Origin of the sequence: Compostibacter hankyongensis (genome assembly GCF_039541075.1) — a bacterium.
Lineage (GTDB): Bacteria > Bacteroidota > Bacteroidia > Chitinophagales > Chitinophagaceae > Compostibacter > Compostibacter hankyongensis.
Map to the genome: position 1 here is coordinate 355247 of NZ_BAABFN010000022.1, position 18339 is coordinate 373585.

At 57.2% G+C, this 18339-nt stretch carries 11 protein-coding genes; 8 read left to right on the top strand and 3 right to left on the bottom strand.

The annotated features are described in order from the left end of the window. The first annotated feature begins 274 nt into the window (after positions 1–274). The 5 genes from ABD851_RS17575 to ABD851_RS17595 all read left to right on the top strand — a co-directional run bounded on the left by ABD851_RS17575 (position 275) and on the right by ABD851_RS17595 (position 10248). Positions 275–3448: a SusC/RagA family TonB-linked outer membrane protein gene (locus ABD851_RS17575; RefSeq protein ID WP_344981772.1), complete on the top strand. Its 3174-nt coding sequence runs from the start codon at positions 275–277 to the stop codon at positions 3446–3448. 18 nt (positions 3449–3466) lie between these two features. After that, complete coding sequence (locus ABD851_RS17580; RefSeq protein WP_344981774.1) at positions 3467–5065, top strand: RagB/SusD family nutrient uptake outer membrane protein; 1599 nt, start codon at positions 3467–3469, stop codon at positions 5063–5065. Between the two features lie 420 nt (positions 5066–5485). Then, positions 5486–7219, top strand: a complete 1734-nt coding sequence (locus tag ABD851_RS17585; RefSeq protein WP_344981776.1) for an FAD-dependent oxidoreductase — start codon at positions 5486–5488, stop codon at positions 7217–7219. Between the two features lie 79 nt (positions 7220–7298). Continuing rightward, on the top strand, positions 7299–8501 hold the full coding sequence (locus ABD851_RS17590; protein WP_344981778.1) for a n-acyl-d-glucosamine 2-epimerase: 1203 nt from the start codon (positions 7299–7301) through the stop codon (positions 8499–8501). A 34-nt stretch (positions 8502–8535) separates the two neighbouring features. Next, a complete protein-coding gene (locus ABD851_RS17595) occupies positions 8536–10248 on the top strand; it encodes a GMC oxidoreductase (RefSeq protein ID WP_344981780.1) in 1713 nt (570 codons plus the stop codon). Positions 10249–10251: 3 nt separating this feature from the next. On the opposite strand, the gene ABD851_RS17600 is transcribed toward ABD851_RS17595, so the two are convergent. Further along, positions 10252–11628, bottom strand: coding sequence for a dicarboxylate/amino acid:cation symporter (locus tag ABD851_RS17600; protein ID WP_344981782.1), 1377 nt, complete (start codon positions 11626–11628; stop codon positions 10252–10254). 136 nt (positions 11629–11764) lie between these two features. On the opposite strand from ABD851_RS17600, the gene ABD851_RS17605 reads away from it, so the two are divergent. Both ABD851_RS17605 and ABD851_RS17610 read left to right on the top strand, forming a co-directional pair. Further along, positions 11765–13456: an amino acid permease gene (locus ABD851_RS17605; protein ID WP_344981784.1), complete on the top strand. Its 1692-nt coding sequence runs from the start codon at positions 11765–11767 to the stop codon at positions 13454–13456. 33 nt (positions 13457–13489) lie between these two features. After that, a complete protein-coding gene (locus tag ABD851_RS17610; RefSeq protein ID WP_344981786.1) occupies positions 13490–14200 on the top strand; it encodes a YebC/PmpR family DNA-binding transcriptional regulator in 711 nt (236 codons plus the stop codon). Between the two features lie 21 nt (positions 14201–14221). On the opposite strand, the gene ABD851_RS17615 is transcribed toward ABD851_RS17610, so the two are convergent. Then, on the bottom strand, positions 14222–15175 hold the full coding sequence (locus ABD851_RS17615; RefSeq protein ID WP_344981788.1) for a D-2-hydroxyacid dehydrogenase: 954 nt from the start codon (positions 15173–15175) through the stop codon (positions 14222–14224). A gap of 10 nt (positions 15176–15185) precedes the next feature. Next, positions 15186–17588 (bottom strand): alpha-ketoacid dehydrogenase subunit alpha/beta, encoded by a 2403-nt coding sequence (locus tag ABD851_RS17620; RefSeq protein WP_344981790.1) that lies wholly within the window; start codon positions 17586–17588, stop codon positions 15186–15188. Positions 17589–17901: 313 nt separating this feature from the next. On the opposite strand from ABD851_RS17620, the gene ABD851_RS17625 reads away from it, so the two are divergent. Further along, positions 17902–18327 carry a DUF1573 domain-containing protein gene (locus ABD851_RS17625; RefSeq protein ID WP_344981792.1) on the top strand — a complete coding sequence of 142 codons (426 nt, stop codon included), beginning with the start codon at positions 17902–17904 and terminating at the stop codon, positions 18325–18327. The last annotated feature ends 12 nt before the right edge of the window (positions 18328–18339 follow it).

The window sequence follows — 18339 nt, forward strand, 5'->3', positions numbered from 1 at the left end:
TTTTAAATACGAGCGCCTGTAACTGCATATTTACAATTTTTTTTTACAAATAGCCCCCTTTCCGGACGGTCTTAATCAAAATAAAGACAGCGGATACGCTATTTTCCAGGGCGGCAAAAAAACCGCCCTTTCCCTCCTTTGACTGCGCCCCACCCCGCTATTTAATGAAACTTTATCTCCATTCATCATAAATATTTAAATTTTTTATTAAAATACTTGCTTCATGGGAAAATTTATTTTTATTTAGCCCTCCTTGTTCACCAAACTCAGCTCCATGCCACAGCTACACGGACTCAAAGCAGCAACAGGACTTCTGCTGCTTGTCCTGCTCTCATCCACCCTCCCCCTGCGTGCCCAGCAGCACCTGCTGAAAGGAAAGGTATCAGACGATAAGGGCCACGCCCTTCCCGGCGTCCCGGTAATGATAAAAGGCACGACCCGGGGCACCACTACCGATGAAAACGGGAGCTTCGCCTTGCAGACGGCTCCCGGAGATACCCTCCTGGTCCGCACCCTGGGTTTCCAGTCTTCCGAAACCGTCATCCGCCCCGGGACCGCCGCACCGGATATTCATCTCAATCCCTCGGCTTCGGCACTCAACGAGGTGGTGGTGATCGGTTACGGAAGCCAGAAAAAAGAAGATGTCACCGGCGCCATCAGCTCGGTGAGCAGCCGCGATATCCGCAACCTTCCCGTGCGCAGCGCACAGGAAGCCCTGCAGGGAAAAGCGGCCGGCGTGATGGTCACCCAAAGCAGCGGAAGTCCTGGCTCGCTGGGCGTGGTACATATCCGCGGCCTCGGCTCCATCAACGGCTCCAACGATCCCCTCTATGTGGTGGACGGACTGCCACAGACCAGCGTGGGCTGGCTCAACCCCAACGATATCGAATCCATGAGCATTCTGAAAGATGCTTCCGCAGCTGCCATCTACGGCGCCAGGGCTGCCAACGGCGTGGTCATCATCACCACCCGTAAGGGCAGCAATACCGACGGCGACATCCGGGTGACGCTGGACGCTTACTACGGCATACAATCTCCCTGGAAACGTCCCCATATGCTCGACGCCGCGGGCTTTATCGAATACCGGCGGCAGGCCGCCCAGGCAGCAGGCCAGGAGATACCGCAGGATTTTCAGGACGGCAACATCGACGCCATCATGAAATTTATAAACGCCAATACAGGCAGCAACGCCGGCACAGACTGGTGGAAAGAGATCACGCACTATAACGCCCCAACACAGAGCTATAACATCGGCATCAGCGGCGGGGGCAAAAAGCTGACCGCAGCATCCTCCGTCGGCTATATGGGGCAGGACGGCATCATCGCAGGTTCCGACTACAGCCGTATTTCCTGGCACAACAACCTGGGGGCCGATATCAGCAAACGGGTAAAGCTTTCTTCCAACTTTTCGCTGGTTTATGAAAAACGGAGAAACGTCGATGAAAACAACCCCTATACCGGCACCATCTTCAGCGCCATGACCGCAGACCCCATCACCCCCGTCTTCCGCAATGACCTTCAGGACGTACCTTCCTTTTATCAGCGGATCATGGACGGCTACGAGGAAAGCAATCCCTTTTCCCAATATGCCGGTATCCTGTATTCCAACAAGCCCAATCCGGCCGCACAGATAGAACGGATGCGGCAGAGCGTCTGGGAGGGTATCACCATCAAGGCCGGCGCCGCGCTGGATGTGAAGATCCTCCGGCCGCTGACCTACCGGAGCAATTTTTCCCTGGACCTGGCCCGGGGGATCTCCAAAGGCTTTTCCCCTTCCTACTTCCTGAACCCCAATGACCAGAGCGCGCTGAACACGGTCAGCGACAATTCCAGCTGGTCCAACTACTTCGTCTGGGAAAATACTTTTACCTATGATGAAACCTGGGGCAAGCACCACCTTACCGCGCTTGGCGGTATCTCGGCAGAGCTGACCAAAGGACTGACCTATGCCGCCTCCATCCAGGGGCTGGTCAACAATGACAAGGATATGCGGATCATCAATGCCGGCACCCAGAATCCCGGCGCTTCCGGCTATACCTACTCCAGCTCGCTCAACTCCTACTTCGGCAGGGTCAACTATGCCTATGCCGACAAATATATCCTCGCCGCCAATATCCGGCGGGACGGCACCTCCAATTTTGCCGAAAAATACCGCTGGGGCACCTTCCCTTCCCTCTCCGCCGCCTGGCGGCTTACCCAGGAGCCCTTCATCCGGAATGCGCACCTCGGCTGGCTGGACGACGCCAAGATACGGGCCAGCTACGGTCTGATCGGCAATCAGAATGTAGGCGGAGGAGCCTACCTTTCCACTTATGGCAATACCTCCCGCTACCTGTTCGGAGACAACGGCAGCCCCTCCCTCGGCGCAGGTCGCAGCGCCGTCGGCACCGCCGCCCTGCAGTGGGAGACATCCAAACAGGCAGACATCGGACTGGAAGCCACGCTGTTCAAAGAGCTGCTGAGCATTGAGGTCGACTATTTCAACAAGCGGGTGGAAGATATGCTGCTGCAGCTTCCGCTGCCCAGCACGCTGGGCTATCCCAACTCCCCCTGGGTGAATGCCGGCACCATGGTCAACAAAGGATGGGAGCTTTCCCTCACGCATCGTAACCATATCGGAACGTTCGATTACAGCGTCAATGCCAACATCTCGACCTTCCGCAACGAGGTGATCTCCATGGGGGGCGGAGAGCCCATTTATTCTACCGCCCACCTCGGCGAAACCATTACCAAAACGGAAGAAGGCATGCCGATCGGCTATTATTTCGGCTGGCGCACCGACGGCATTTTCCAGACCCAGGACGAAGTGGATAAAAGTCCGCAGAAGGGTGTGTCGCAGCCGGGCGACCTCCGTTTCAAAGACATCAACGGAACGGACGAAAACGGCAGGGTGATCCCCGGCGCCGACGGCATCCTGAATGCGGCAGACCGGGTGCTGATCGGGAACCCCTGGCCCGACTTCATCTACGGTCTTACGCTGAACGGCTCCTGGCACCGGTTCGACCTTAGCCTGTTCTTCCAGGGATCGCAGGGCAATGACGTCATGGATATCCTGCGTTATGATACCGAAGCCGGCACAGGCTGGTACAATGCCCCCGAAGGTTTTCTCGAAAAAGCCTGGAACGGAGCGGGCAGCACCAACAAATATTATAAGATCTCGCAGGACAGCCGTCTCAACACCAACGTATCGGATTACTTCGTGGAAGACGGATCCTATCTCCGGCTGAAGAACCTGCAGCTGGGGTATAACTTCCCGGAAGCGATGCTCAAGCGCCTCGGTATTCCGGAGCTGCGCATATACCTGGCTGCGCAGAACCTGCTGACCTTTACCCGTTACTCCGGGCTGGATCCTGAAATCGGCTCCACCGATCCCAAGCTCAACGGGATCGACCAGGGCTACTATCCCCAGCCCCGTACCTTCATGATAGGCATAAACGCCCGGTTCTAACCTTCAAATCTTCTGATCATGAAACGATCCATCTATATCTGTCTTGCTGCCGCCTTTCTGCTGACCGTCTCCTGCGGTAAGGATTACCTGAACCGTCCCCCGCAGGGCACGCTCACGGACGAGAATTTTTACCAATCGCCCGATGCCGGGTACAAGACCCTCGTCAACTGTTATCTCGGTTTTTATAATTTCTGGGGATACCAGGCCGTACTGGCTGAGCTGGGCAACATGGCCACCGACGAATGCGACAAAGGAGGTTCGGATGCGGGCGACCGGCCCTTCGTAACCGACCTGGGCTATGGCCGCGCGCTTTCCTCCAACGAAACGCTGCAGAACTTCTGGACCGCCTGTTACAGCGCTATCGGTAACTGCAATGTGGCGCTGGAGCATCTGCCGGATGCAGCGCTGATCGACGCCGGGGGCAACCTCGTGGATGAAAGCACAAAGAACCGCTACATCGCAGAGATACGCTTTCTGAGATCCTTTTACTACTTCGACCTTGTAAGGGTCTTTGGCGGCGTACCCCTGCTCACCAAAACACTGGCGCCGGAAGACCGCAACAAGCTGACGCGCGCCAGCGCGCAGGATATTTTCAAGTTCATCACGGACGAATGGTCGGCTTGCGCTGCAGATCCCGCCCTGCCCTCAAAAAACCAGCTGCCCGCTGCAGAACAGGGCCGGGTAACGCAGGAAACCGTCTGGGCCATGCTGGCCCGCGCCGACCTGTTCTTTGCCGGGGAAGACAAGAGCCTGTACACGAAAGCAAAGGATGCGGCAAAAAAGGTCATCGATGCAAAAGCCTTTGCCCTGGAGCCCGACTACCAGGATCTTTTCCATGTGAATGGATACAAGAGCAAGGAGGCCGTCTTCCCCGTCATCTTCGGAGACGACCCCGGTAAATTCATCATCGGCAGCACCCTTCCCCAATATTGCTCTCCCCGCAGCATCGGCGGCTGGGGATTCGATTGCCCCACGCAGAGCCTGGTAGACGCCTTTGAGCCGGGAGACCCGCGGAGACTCTTCACCGTGCTGGACCAGGGCGATCAGTTTCCCAAATCGGGCGGCCAGGAAGTCCTGGACTTTTCCAACTATCCCAATACCGGGCACCATAACCGCAAGGAATTTCTCGTTGCCGCCCGCCGGGGACAAGCCTTTGGGAACGATGCCTGGACGCTTCATCTCATCCGCTACGCCGATGTGCTGCTGATGTATGCGGAAGCCCTGGTGGAAAGCGGCGGCAGCAAGCAGGAAGCCGCAGACTACATCAACATGGTGCGCGACCGTGCCAGCCATTCCTCCCGTACGGATGCCGAAGCTACGAAGCGGGTCACCGTGATCGCCGACCGGACATTGCCCGAAGTAAAGGCTTCCGATGATCTGCGCGCGGCTGTCCGCCACGAAAGAAGGGTGGAGCTCGGCGGGGAATACCAGCGTCTGTTTGACCTTATTCGCTGGGGTACCTATGTGTCTACCATGCATGATTTTGCCACGCGGCCTTATTCCAACGGAAAAGGGGCCGCCTTCAAAAAACCGGCCAGCGGCAGATACCTGTTTCCTATTCCGCAGGCCGAGATCGACCGCTCCGGCGGTTCTATTGTTCAAAACCCGGGATACTAAAAGAGGTAAAAGGTGAAGGGTCAAAGGTAAAAGGCATTTTGAAGTTTAAGGTCTAAGGTTCCATTCCAGGCAGACCAACTTTGGACATTAGAGGTTAAACCTTAGACTATAAAACCGGAAAGGCGAAAAAACCGGAAAGGCGAAGCGTTCATCGAGACCATTGAAAATCATTTGCGTGCGAGATAAAGTCGCAGCCTGGGCAACGGGATTGATTTATCTTTAAATGATGTTACCGAACTTCATTTCATCAACACCTTTAACCTTTCGCCTTTGACCTTTAACCTTTTGCCTTTCACCTTTAACCTTTCGCCTTTCACCTTTAACCTTTCGCCTTTAACCTTTCGCCTTTGACCTTTAACCTTTTGCCTTTCACCTTTAACCTTTAACCTTTCGCCTTTGGCCCTTAACCCTGAATGACCCATGACCAGCAAACTAAACCGGCGGAATTTTTTGCAGTTCCTTGCCCTCAGCGGCGGCGGCGCAGCGGCAGCTGCTGTACCCGTCCTGACCCTGGCCGCGAAGGCAGCGGGATTGCCGGCCCCCTCCGCTGCCGGTAACCTGCAGGCCGATCTCGTGATCGCCGGCGGCGGTCTGGGCGGTTGTGCCGCAGCGCTGGCGGCGCTGCGCAATGGTCTCCGCGTCATTCTCACCGAAGAAACCGGCTGGATCGGGGGACAGCTTACACAGCAGGGTGTGCCGCCGGATGAACACCGGTGGATCGAAACCCACGGAGCGACGCAGCTGTATCGCGACCTTCGCGAGGGGATACGCAATTACTACCGTCAACATTATCCCCTCACCGATGCAGCGAGGAGCCGCCGTCTCCTGAACCCGGGAGGCGGGTCTGTTTCCACACTCTGCCATGAGCCGCGGGTGGCCCTGGCCGTTCTCTATGCGTTGCTGGCCCCTTATCTGAGCAATGGAAAGCTGACATTGCTGCTGGAACATAAAGCTACCGGCGCAGATGTTTCCGGGGACAAGGTACGCGCATTAAAAATGCTGGATCGACGAAGCGGACAGCAAAAGGAACTGAACGCTCCCTACTTCATAGACGCCACAGAGCTGGGCGACCTGTTACCGCTGACCGGCACCGAATTCGTGACGGGCGCCGAGGCGCGCAGCGAAACCAAAGAGCTGCATGCCGCCGAAAAGGCCGACCCGGACAACCAGCAGGCCTTTACCTACTGCCTGGCCATGGATTACGTAGCCGGTGAGGACCACCGCATCAGCAAGCCGCGGGAATACGATTTCTGGCGCAGCTTCGTTCCCCCGCTGCATCCCTCCTGGTCCGGCAAGCTGCTGGACCTGGCCTATTCCAATCCGCATACCCTGACGCCGAAGATGCTCGGCTTTCAGCCTGAAGGCGTACCTACCGGTCATGCGCTGAATCTGTGGAACTACCGGCGAATCATCCATGCCGCCAATTTCAGACCCGGCGCCTATGCCGGCGATATCAGCATCATCAACTGGCCGCAGAATGATTACCTGCTGGGCAACCTTACCGGTGTCGGCGACAAGGCGGCCACAAACCATATGGAAAGGGCCAAACAGCTGAGCCTTTCCCTGTTCTACTGGCTGCAGACGGAAGCGCCCCGGCCTGACGGGAAGCAGGGATGGCCGGGGCTGCGGCTGCGGGGTGATGTGCTGGGCACGGAAGACGGCCTCGCCAAATATCCTTACATCCGCGAATCCCGGCGTATCCGCGCCGTCTTTACCATCCTGGAAGAGCACGTGGGCGCCGCCAATCGCGCACTTATCACCGGTAGCAAAACCGGCAACCGGGCCTTTGACTTTTACGACAGCGTGGGCGTAGGTTATTATCATATCGACCTGCATCCCACAAGCCGGGGCAACAATTATATCGATTTTGACTCGCTGCCCTTTCAGATACCCCTGGGAGCATTGCTGCCGGTACGGATGGAAAACCTGCTGCCCGCCGGCAAAAACATCGGCACCACACATATCACCAACGGCTGCTACCGCCTGCATCCTGTGGAATGGGGCATCGGCGAAGCGGCCGGTATGCTGGCCGCATATGCTTTGCAGAAAAATATCCTGCCCCGCGGTATCCGTGAAAAAAAACCGGAGCTGACGGCATTCCAGGATTTTATCCGTGCACAGGGCATCGAGACCCGCTGGCCGGAACCGTCCTGACAGATAAAACAACAGGACCGGAAACAGATACCAGCTGGCCCTGACGATAACCAAAATCATGCAAAACCCGACCCGGACAATGGATTTAAAAGCCTGTGCGACCCTGTACCGCAATAACCTGCTGCAGGATGTCATACCTTTCTGGCTCAACCATTCTCCCGACAAAAAGTACGGTGGATATTTTACCTGTCTGGACCGGGAAGGAAAAGTTTATGATACGGATAAGTTTTTGTGGCTGCAATGCCGGCAGGTATGGACATTCGCCATGCTGTACAACCGGGTGGAAAAGCAACAGGTATGGCTGGATACGGCCCTCCTTGGCGCGGAGTTCCTGGCCCGCCACGGCAGAAGCAGGGAAGGCCGCTGGTATTTTTCACTGACCCGGGAAGGGCAACCGCTTGTGCAGCCTTATAATATCTTTTCCGATTGTTTCGCCGCCATGGCCTTCGGACAGCTTTTCCGGGCCACAGGCGATACCGCTTACCGGGACATCGCCGTAACCACCTTTGACCAGATACTCAGCCGTCAGGATAATCCCAAAGGCCCTTATTCCAAATCAGTGCCCGGGACCCGCCCGCTGAAAAATTTTGCGCTGCCGATGATACTCACCAACCTGGTGCTGGAGCTGGAACCCATCCTGGATCCGGAGCTGGTGACACATATCATCCGCCGGGGCGTACATACCGTCATGGAAGAATTTTATCAGCCGGACCAGGGCCTCCTGCTGGAAAATATAGGCCCCGGAGGAGCGCCTTCGGACTCGTTCGAAGGCCGGCTGGTCAACCCCGGCCACGGGCTGGAGGCCATGTGGTTTATGATGGATATCGGAAGTCACACCGGCAACAGGGCGCTGATCGATAAAGCGGTAAAGATTGCCCTGCAGCTGGCGGACTACGGATGGGACGATACCGATGAAGGCATCTTTTATTTTCTGGATGCAAAAGGACATGCTCCCCAGCAGCTGGAATGGGATCAGAAGCTCTGGTGGGTGCATGCCGAAGGACTGGTTTGTATGCTGAAAGGGTATCTGCATACCGGCAATGAAGACTGTCTGCATTGGTTTGAAAAAATTCACCGTTACCTCTGGGATCATTTTGTAGATGAAAAGCACGGGGAATGGTTCGGCTATCTCAACCGGCAGGGGGAAGTGCTGCTTCCCGTAAAAGGCGGGAAATGGAAAGGTTGCTTCCATACCCCCCGGGCACTGTTCCAGGGCTGGAAGACCCTTGAGGCCATACTGGAAACACCATCGGCACAACGCCCGGGGAACGGTGCGGCATGAGCAGCTTGTTTTTTTATTTCAAAAAATCTATAGCATGAATATTTCCGGAAAAGCACAGCAGCAGCAAACCTATGATGCCATCGTCATCGGCTCCGGCATCAGCGGCGGTTGGGCCGCCAAGGAACTTTGCGAAAAAGGACTGAAGACGCTGGTGCTCGAACGGGGCCGCATGGTCCGCCACCTGAAGGATTATCCCACCACCACAATGGACCCCTGGCAGTTCCGGCACCGCGGGCGTTTTCCAGAACAGGTAACCCGCGAGAATCCTGTCGTAAGCCGCTGCTATGCCTTTGAAGAAGCGACGGAACAGTTTTTTGTCAAGGACAAAGAGCATCCCTACATCCAGGAAAAGCCCTTCGACTGGATACGGGGCTATCAGGTCGGGGGCAAATCGCTGCTCTGGGCCCGGCAGACCCAGCGCTGGAGCAACTATGAGTTTGAAGCGCCCGCGCGCGACGGCTTTGCCGTGGACTGGCCGATCCGGTATGCAGACCTCGCGCCCTGGTATTCCCATGTAGAAAAATTCACCGGCATCAGCGGTAACCGCGACGGCATCCCCAACCTCCCCGACAGCGAAGTATTGCCGCCCTTTGAGCTCAACTGTGTGGAAAAACACATCCAGCAAAAAATAAAAGAACAGTATAACGACCGGCAGGTGATCATCGGACGATGCGCCCACCTGACCCGCCCCCAACCCATCCATGAAGCGCAGGAGCGGCACCGGTGTATGGCGCGGAACATGTGCGCCCGAGGCTGTCCTTTCGGAGGCTACTTCAGCTCCAACTCCTCCACCCTGCCCTGGGCAGAAAAAACGGGCAACCTCACCATTCATCCGGATGCCGTCGTGGAGAGTATCATCTACGACGAAAAACAAGGCAGGGCCGCCGGCGTCCGGGTGATCGACGCTCACACGAAAGCCACCACGGAATATTATGCCCGCATCATCTTTGTCAACGCCGCCACCCTGAATACCAACCTGCTGCTGCTCAACTCCACCTCCGCACGCTTCCCCAACGGGCTGGGGAACGACAGCGGGATGCTTGGTCATTTTGTGGCCTTTCACAATTACCGCGGAAGCATGTCGGCCACCTTTGAGGGGTATGCCGATAAATATTATTTCGGACGCCGTCCCACCACCGCTTTTATGCCCTCATTCCGGAATGTGTTCCGCCAGCAGACGGATTTTCTGCGGGGGTACATGGTAGCTTTCAGCGCCGGGCGGGCCGGCTGGCAACGGGGAATGTGGGGGGAAGGCGTAGGCAGCGCGCTAAAGGAAGAGCTGACCGATCCGGGAGGCTGGGGGGTGTATATGATGATGCAGGGGGAAACGGTGCCCAAACACGAAAATCATGTAAGACTCAGCAAGGATAAAAAAGATGCCTGGGGCATCCCCCAGCTGATCACTTCCGTGGGATACGACGATAATGATGTAAAGCTCATGAAAGATTTCCTGCAACAGGGCGCGGAGATGCTGGAACGTTCCGGCTGTAAGGATATCCAAACCCGCGACTCCCAACAGTCGCCCGGGCTGGACATTCACGAGATGGGGGGCGTCCGCATGGGAAAAGACCCGAAGACCTCCCTGCTCAACAAATGGAATCAGCTGCATGCCTGCCATAACGTGTTTGTCACCGACGGCTCCTGCATGACCTCAGTTGGCAACCAGAACCCGTCGCTGACCTTTATGGCGCTGACCGCCCGGGCAGCGAATCACGCCGTGGAGGAATTAAAGAAAGGGAACCTGTAGCGCTCATTCGGGCACAAAACGCCGGGCTTTTTCATCGTCAAACTCTCCTTCCCAGCGCGCCACTACTGCGGAAGCCAGACAGTTACCGATGACGTTGACCGAGGTACGGCCCATGTCCATCAGCTCATCGATGCCGAGGATGATAAACACCGGCCAGGTAGGCAGGTGAAAGGAATGCACCGTTCCCAGCAGGATCACCAGCGAAGCCCGCGGCACCGCAGCCACCCCCTTGCTGGTCATGATCAGGGTGATGCCCATCAGCAGTTGCTGCTCAAAGGAAGGGTGGACCCCGGCGGCCTGGGAGACGAACACGGCGGCCAGCGAAAGGTACAGCGTAGTGCCGTCCAGGTTAAAGCTGTAGCCCGTGGGGATCACGAAGGCCACGATCCGCTTGGGAACGCCAAAGCGCTCCATGGCCTGGAAGGCCTTGGGCAGCGCCGCATCCGAGCTGGTCGTGGCGAAGGCAATGGAGACCGGTTCCGCGATGGCGCTGATAAAACGGCGGACAGGTATGCGGATGAACAGGGCTACCGGCAGCAATACACCCAGCAGGAACACCACCAGCGCCACATACAGCGTCATCAGCAGATGAAAGAGGTTGAGCAGCACGCCCAGCCCCATATGTCCCACCGTATAGGCAATAGCGCAGCCCACGCCGACGGGGGCAAAGTACATGATGATGTTCGTAAACTTGAACATGGTTTCCGACAGGCTCTCGCAGAAGCCCAGCAGCGGCTTCTTTTTCTGCTCGCTCAGCAAAGCCAGGGCGATCCCGAAGATGACGGCAAAGATGACGATCTGCAGCACCTCTCCCTCCGCCACCGCGCGGGCGATGTTCTCGGGGAATATATGCAGGATGGTATCGGCAAGCGAATGCTCCCCGGCCGGCGGCGCCTCCTCCACTGCATTGGCCGGCATGTGTATGCCCAGTCCCGCCCTGCTGACGTTGATGGCCAGCAGACCGATAAACAGGGCCACAAAGGTGGCCGAGTAAAAATAGACGAGCGATTTCCAGCCCATGCGTCCCACCTGCTTCAGATCGGAGTGCCCGGCAATACCCACCACCAGCGTGCTGAAGATCAGCGGGGCGATAATGGTCTTGATCATCCGCAGGAAGATCTTGCTGAGCAGCTGCAGCTTTACGGCAAAATGCGGGACATCATGACCCAGGGAAGCGCCGATGATCATGCTGACAAATATCCAGGTGGTCAGCGAGCGCTTGGTAACGGCATATACCACCAGGCCGGCGATGGCGGCCCACCGGACGGCCAGCAGCAGCGCAGGGGAAGAATGGAGCCAACCGTAATGATGCAGTACGGTAAGAAATGCGGCCAGGGTACAGAGGATGATCACCACCGGCACGATCGTCTTTTTGTTCATAGGCAAAAAGGTTCTGCAAGGGTAAAAGGGCCAAAACTAACCAAATACCCCCATATAACCCGCCAGACATTATATTTGGGCAGCCTGACCATAATTCCTATTTTTAAAGCCATTTTGCAAACCAAACCTGCACCTCATGAGTTTATTCATCAGGAAACCCCTGCAACAACTCTTATCCGAATCTTCCGAATCCGAACATGGCCTGAAAAAGACGCTGAGCGCGGGCGCCCTCGTAGCCCTGGGCATCGGCGCCGTCATCGGCGCGGGTCTGTTCTCGATCACCGGCATCACCGCCGCCCACCACGCCGGCCCTGCCATTACGATTTCCTTTGTGATCGCCGCCATCGGTTGCGCCTTTGCGGGGTTGTGCTATGCAGAGTTCTCCTCGATGATCCCCGTAGCGGGAAGCGCCTATACCTACTCCTATGCCACCATGGGGGAATTCATTGCCTGGATCATCGGCTGGGACCTGGTGCTGGAATATGCCGTAGGAGCGGCTACCGTGGCGTCCAGCTGGTCGGGCTACCTCAACAAGCTGCTGGAATCGCTGGGATATGCCCTTCCTCCGCAGCTGATCATGTCGCCCTTTGAAAGCCTCACCCTGGCAGACGGCAGCCTCATTACCGGCGTCATCAACCTGCCGGCGGTTTTTATCGTGGTGCTCATGTCGCTGGTCCTCATCCGGGGCACGCAGGAATCGGCCTGGGTGAACAGCATCATCGTTATATTAAAGGTGTCCATCGTGATCATCTTTATCATCGTGGGCTTCCGGTATATACGCCCGGCCAACCTGACCCCCTACATCCCGCCCAACACCGGGAAATTCGGGGAGTTCGGCTGGAGCGGCATCATCCGGGCGGCGGCTATTGTCTTTTTTGCCTATATCGGTTTTGATGCGGTCTCCACGGCCGCCCAGGAAACGCGGAATCCCAAAAAGGCCATGCCGATCGGCATCCTGGGGTCGCTGCTGATCTGTACCCTGCTCTACATGCTGTTCGCCTATGTGATGACGGGCGTGGCCAATTATACTTCTTTTGGCTCAGCCACCGACCACCTGGCTCCCGTAGCCACCGCCATCGACCACATGGGGCCCGTCGGTGCCGACGGGATCATCCACCCTGCCTATCCCTGGCTCAACCGCTTTATCATCGTCGCTATTCTGCTGGGCTATTCTTCGGTGATCCTGGTGATGTTGCTGGGGCAGAGCCGCGTTTTTTACTCCATGAGCCACGACGGCCTGCTGCCCAGGATATTTTCCAGCGTGCATCCCAAGTTCCGGACACCGGCCAAGTCCAACCTGCTGTTCATGATCTTTGTCAGCCTGTTTGCCGCCTTTGTGCCGGGGAGTGTGGTCGGGGAAATGACCAGCATCGGCACGCTCTTCGCCTTTATCCTGGTCAGCGCCGGGGTCATCGTGCTGCGGAGATCCATGCCCGAAGCGCCGCGCGCCTTCCGGACCCCGCTGGTGCCGCTGGTTCCCATCCTGGGCATCCTCGTCTGCTTCCTGATGATGGCCTTTCTGCCGCTGGACACCTGGATCCGGCTGATCGCCTGGATGATGATCGGCTTCGACGTCTATCTCTCCTTCGGCATCCGTAAAAGCCATCTCGGCGCCACAGATACCACTGCGGATCACAGAAAAAGCTACCGCGTTACTTCCGTCTGCGGTCTCCTGCTCTGTGTCCTGCTGGGCGCCGTTACCTGGCTCCACCACAGCATGAGCCCGGAAGACAGCGCGTTGATCATCTTCTCCATACTCATGTTTATCTTCCATATTTTTTATTACGCCTATTACCGCATAAAAGGCAATAAATTAAAGGCAGGATGATATAAATTTGCCGGGTAATCGAAAAAGGAACCCATGGGACGGATATTTGAAGTACGTAAGGCCAAGATGTTTGCGCGTTATGACCGCATGGCCAAACAGTTTACCCGCTTTGGAAAAGAAATCGCCATCGCCGTAAAGCAGAGCGGCCCGGACCCGGATAATAACCCCGCCCTCCGCCGGGTCATCCAGAACGCCAAGGCGATCAACATGCCCAAAGACCGCATTGAGTCGGCAATCAAGCGGGCCAGCAGCAAGGATACGGAAAGCTACGAAGAGGTCCTGTACGAAGGATACGGTCCCCATGGCGTAGCCCTGCTGGTGGAAACGGCCACCGACAATACCACCCGTACCGTTGCCAATGTGCGCAGCCATTTTAACAAGGGGAACGGCAACCTGGGCAACAGCGGCAGCGTCAGCTTTATGTTCAACCGCCTCGGCGTCTTTCGCCTCAATGCGGAAGGGGTCGATCCCGAAGCGCTGGAGCTGGAGCTCATTGACTATGGCCTGGAGGAGCTGGGCGAGGATGAGGAAGGCCATCTGGTGATCCGCTGCGGCTTCGCCGATTTCGGAAACATGCAGAAAGCGCTGGAAGATAAAGGGCTGGAGCCACTCAGCGCCGAGCTGGAATGGATACCCACCACTACCGTGGAGCTGCCCGAGGATCAGGCGGAAGATGTCCTCAAATTAATTGCCCGCGTGGAAGAGGACGATGACGTGCAGAAGGTTTTTCACAACCTGAAATAGCCGCTTCGTTCATCCCGACGATCAGTTCACCACATTGACCGGTGTATCCCGGAGAAACGCCTTTACATTTTCCGCAGCCCTGCTCATCAGCCGTTTGCGGGCCTCCTGCGTAGCCCAGGCGATATGCGGGGTGACGATGCAGTTGGCCGCCGAAAGCAGGGGATTACCGGCTGCCGGAGGTTCCGCAGAAAGCACATCCACCGCAGCACCGGCAATGCGGCCGCTGTTCAGCGCCGCAGCGAGGTCGGCTTCATGGATCAGGCCTCCGCGGCTGGTATTGATCAGACAGGCCGATGTCTTCATCAGCCCGATCCGGCCGGCATTGACCATGCCTTTGTTTTCAGCCGTAAGCGGGCAATGCAGGCTGACGAAGTCGGCTTCCGCGAAGCAGGCCTCCAGGCCGGTGAAGCGGACTTCCGCCCCGGCATATTTTTCCGGGCTGCGCACCACGGCCGTCACTTCCATCCCGAAAGCCCTCCCGATCCGCGCCACCGCCTGCCCGATCTGTCCGAACCCGACAAGACCCAGCGTTTTCCCGGAAAGCTCCGTAAGCCCTTCGTGACCGAAACAAAAATCGGCGCTCCGGCTCCAGGCGCCCTCCCGTACGGCGGCCGCGCGGGCCCCTGCCCCGTGGGTCAGCTCCAGGATCAGCGCAAAGGTGAGCTGCGCCACGGAGTCCGTACTGTAGGCCGGCACATTGGTTACGGGTATCTGCAGCTCCCGGGCCGCCTGTATGTCCACATTGTCGTAACCCGTAGCCAGCAGCCCGATGTATTTAAGACCCGATAATTCCCGTATATGTTCCCCCGTTACCCTGGCTTTGTTGGTCAGCAGCACATCCGCGCCGCGCGACCGCCCGACTACTTCTTCCGGGGCGGTACGGTCATACACTTCCAGCTCGCCCAGCTGCTGCAGCTCATCCCAGGACAGATCGCCGGGGTTGAGGGTATGGCCATCCAGAACAACTATTTTCACGGTTTTGATTTTAGACTTTCATGAGGTCCAGCACGGCCGCTACGATGTCTTCGGTGTTGGGTTTGGAAAAATAATCCCCGTCTGATCCGTATGCCGGACGATGCGGCTTGCCGGTGAGGGTGCGGGGCGGAGCATCCAGCCAGCGGTAGCCGCCCTGCTCTTCCATGACCTGCTGGTACATAAAGGCGGAGGCGCCGCCGGGGACGTCCTCATCGAGGAACAGAATGCGGTTGGTTTTCTTCAGGGATTCCACAATGGAATGATGGATATCGAAAGGCAGCAGGGTCTGCACGTCGATCAGCTCGCAGGAGATGTCCAGCTTCTGCAGCTGCGCAATGGCTTCCTGGGCGATGCGCAGCACCGAGCCATAGGATACGATCGTTACATCCTCCCCTTCCACTATCACTTCCGGAATGCCCAGCGGCTCCGTATAGTCGTCAAGGTTAGCCGGCAGCCTTTCTTTCAGCCGGTAGGCATTCAGGCATTCTATCACCAGCGCAGGCTCGTTGGCCCTCAGCAGCGTATTGTACATGCCCGCGGCTTTTACCATGTTGCGGGGCACGCATACGTGCATGCCGCGGAGGGAATGGATGAGCATTCCCATCGGGGAGCCCGAATGCCAGATGCCTTCCAGGCGGTGACCGCGGGTACGTACGATGATAGGGCATACCTGCGTACCCCGCGTGCGGTAATGCAGGGAGGCCACATCGTCGCTCAGGGGCTCCAGCGCATACAGCATATAATCCAGGTACTGCACTTCGGCAATGGGCCGCAGGCCGCGGAGGGCCATGCCGATACCCCGTCCCATAATGGCCAGCTCGTGTATACCGGTGTCGGCTACACGCTTATCCCCGTGCTTCTGCTGCAGGCCGGCAAATCCCTGGTTGACATCCCCGATCAGACCCAGGTCCTCTCCAAAGGCAAACACCCGGGGGTCGCGGCTCAGCAGCTGATCAAAATAATGGTTCAGGATCTCGTACCCGTTCAGCTGGGGAGCATCCTCCGCATACTGAACGGGCACGGGGGGCACGTTGAGGGCCGAATTCGGGCCTTCGGCATATACCAGGGAATTGTACCGTACCCTGTTCTGCTCCTGCCACAGGGCATAGCGTTTCCGCAATGCTTTTATCGCCGGCGTCTGCAGGGTATCATGTGCGTGGAGTATGCGGGCCATAGCGCTCAGGATATCGCGGCGAAGCGGTTCCTTTACCGACAGCAACTGCTGCATTTCGGTCCGCACCAGCTGCGCATCCGCCTTACCCTCCTGCAGCAGGCGCTTCCCATAGGTCACCGTCTGCTGTACTTCCTGGAGGATCGGCCGCTGATAGGCTTCCCAGGCGCGCTTTTTACATTCGATCACATATGTTTTGGCCTCCTGTTCGATCTGCCGCAGCTCTTCTTCTTCGGCCAGGGCATTTTCCAGCAGCCAGTGCCGCATCTGCCGGTTACAGTCCCATTCCTTTTCCCAGGCCAGCCGGTCCTTGCTTTTATACCGCTCGTGAGAGCCTGAGGTGGAATGCCCCTGGGGCTGCGTCAGCTCCTCCACATGAAAAATGGCAGGCACATGGGTTTCCCTTATCTTACGTACGCCGGCTTCGAAAACCTCGCATTGCCCGGCATAATCCCAGCCTTTCACCCGGTAGATATCTATTCCGTTGCCGCGGTCTGTTTTACGAAAACCTTCGAGAGCAGCCGATATGGAACCCTTTACCGTCTGCATGCGGCGCTGTACGGAAATGCCGTAGCCGTCGTCCCAGACAAAGATGGCCATGGGTATCTGCAGCACTGCGGCGGCATTCACCACTTCCCAGAAGTGACCTTCGGAAGTGCTGGCATCTCCTATGGTGACAAAGCAAACCTCGCTGCCTCCGTGGGAGAGGCCGGTGAGCGACTGCAGCTCCGGGACTTCCCGGAACAGCTTGGAAGCCATGGCCAGCCCGACCGCCCGGGGCATCTGGGCGGCTGTGGGCGACATGTCCGCAGCGGTGTTCTTCATCTCTGCCAGCGGCATCCACTGACCCTGCCCGTCGATATTCGGACTGGCAAAATGGGCATTCATCTGCCGCCCTCCCGAAAAGGGCTCGTGTTCGGGGTTCGTATCCGTATATAGCTGGGCAAAAAACTGTTCAATGGTCGCCATTCCCGTGGCAAAGGCAAGCGTCTGATCCCGGTAGTAACCGGACCGCCAGTCGCCCGGCCGGAAAGCCCGCGCCATCGCCACCTGGGGAACTTCTTTCCCGTCTCCGAAAATCCCGAACTTGGCCTTTCCGGTAAGCACTTCCCTGCGTGCCAGCAGGCTGAGCTCCCTGCTCTCACAGATCAACCGGTAATCCGTCAGCACCTGTTTACGAAAGTCCTCGAAGGACAGCTGGTGATCGTAAGCAGTTGGATGTGGATATGGTGATTCGTTCACGTATAAAGAATTTAACCGTTAAAGTCCCGGCAGGAGCGCCGGCCTCCGTTTCCGCAGCAAAACCGCAACCGGCAGCATCCGGAGGGGCTGCGCCTGATTAACGACCCTAAATATACAAATGTAGGCTTTATTGCGGCGGTATAAAAATCGTTCTGGCGCGCAAACTCCTTTCCATTCATCCGGCCAGCCGGCATCTCCATAAAATTTGCGGCCGAAAAAGAGGAGACATTCCTATATTTGTAACCTATCCGGTAAGGCCCGGAGGGCTTACCGGCGGACAAAATCATTCTCGAAAACCAAAATGCCTCATTTTATGAAAAAATTTATGCTTTGCCTGGGTATCGGCCTGCTGGCTGCCGGCAGCAGCGCAATGGCACAGACCCAGCAGCCCGTTGCCAGCACGCAGACGGCCGCCGCCAAATCCCCGCTGGACGGAAAAGTGAAGTTCAAGGAAGAGAACATCGATTTCGGAACGGCCAAGCTCAACAAACCGGTCACCGTGGAATTTACCTTCACCAATACGGGCAAGGAACCGCTGATCATCCAGAACGCCCAGCCCAGCTGCGGCTGCACCACGCCCGATTGGACCAAGGAGCCCGTGATGCCCGGTAAGAAAGGCAGCATAAAAGCCACCTATAATGCCGCTACCCTGGGCCAGGTCAACAAAACCGTTTTTGTGAATTTCAAAGGAATTCCCCAGACCGTTGAACTGCATCTACGCGGAAAAGTAGCTCAGTAAACGCCGTATATT

What these genes read in the sequence shown, in the direction of transcription:
- ABD851_RS17585 (WP_344981776.1), top strand. Translation starts at nt 5,486, where the DNA reads ATGACCAGCAAACTAAACCGGCGGAATTTTTTGCAGTTCCTTGCCCTC.
- ABD851_RS17590 (WP_344981778.1), top strand. Translation starts at nt 7,299, where the DNA reads ATGGATTTAAAAGCCTGTGCGACCCTGTACCGCAATAACCTGCTGCAG.
- ABD851_RS17600 (WP_344981782.1), bottom strand. Translation starts at nt 11,628, where the DNA reads ATGAACAAAAAGACGATCGTGCCGGTGGTGATCATCCTCTGTACCCTG.
- ABD851_RS17580 (WP_344981774.1), top strand. Translation starts at nt 3,467, where the DNA reads ATGAAACGATCCATCTATATCTGTCTTGCTGCCGCCTTTCTGCTGACC.
- ABD851_RS17625 (WP_344981792.1), top strand. Translation starts at nt 17,902, where the DNA reads ATGAAAAAATTTATGCTTTGCCTGGGTATCGGCCTGCTGGCTGCCGGC.
- ABD851_RS17605 (WP_344981784.1), top strand. Translation starts at nt 11,765, where the DNA reads ATGAGTTTATTCATCAGGAAACCCCTGCAACAACTCTTATCCGAATCT.
- ABD851_RS17610 (WP_344981786.1), top strand. Translation starts at nt 13,490, where the DNA reads ATGGGACGGATATTTGAAGTACGTAAGGCCAAGATGTTTGCGCGTTAT.
- ABD851_RS17595 (WP_344981780.1), top strand. Translation starts at nt 8,536, where the DNA reads ATGAATATTTCCGGAAAAGCACAGCAGCAGCAAACCTATGATGCCATC.
- ABD851_RS17575 (WP_344981772.1), top strand. Translation starts at nt 275, where the DNA reads ATGCCACAGCTACACGGACTCAAAGCAGCAACAGGACTTCTGCTGCTT.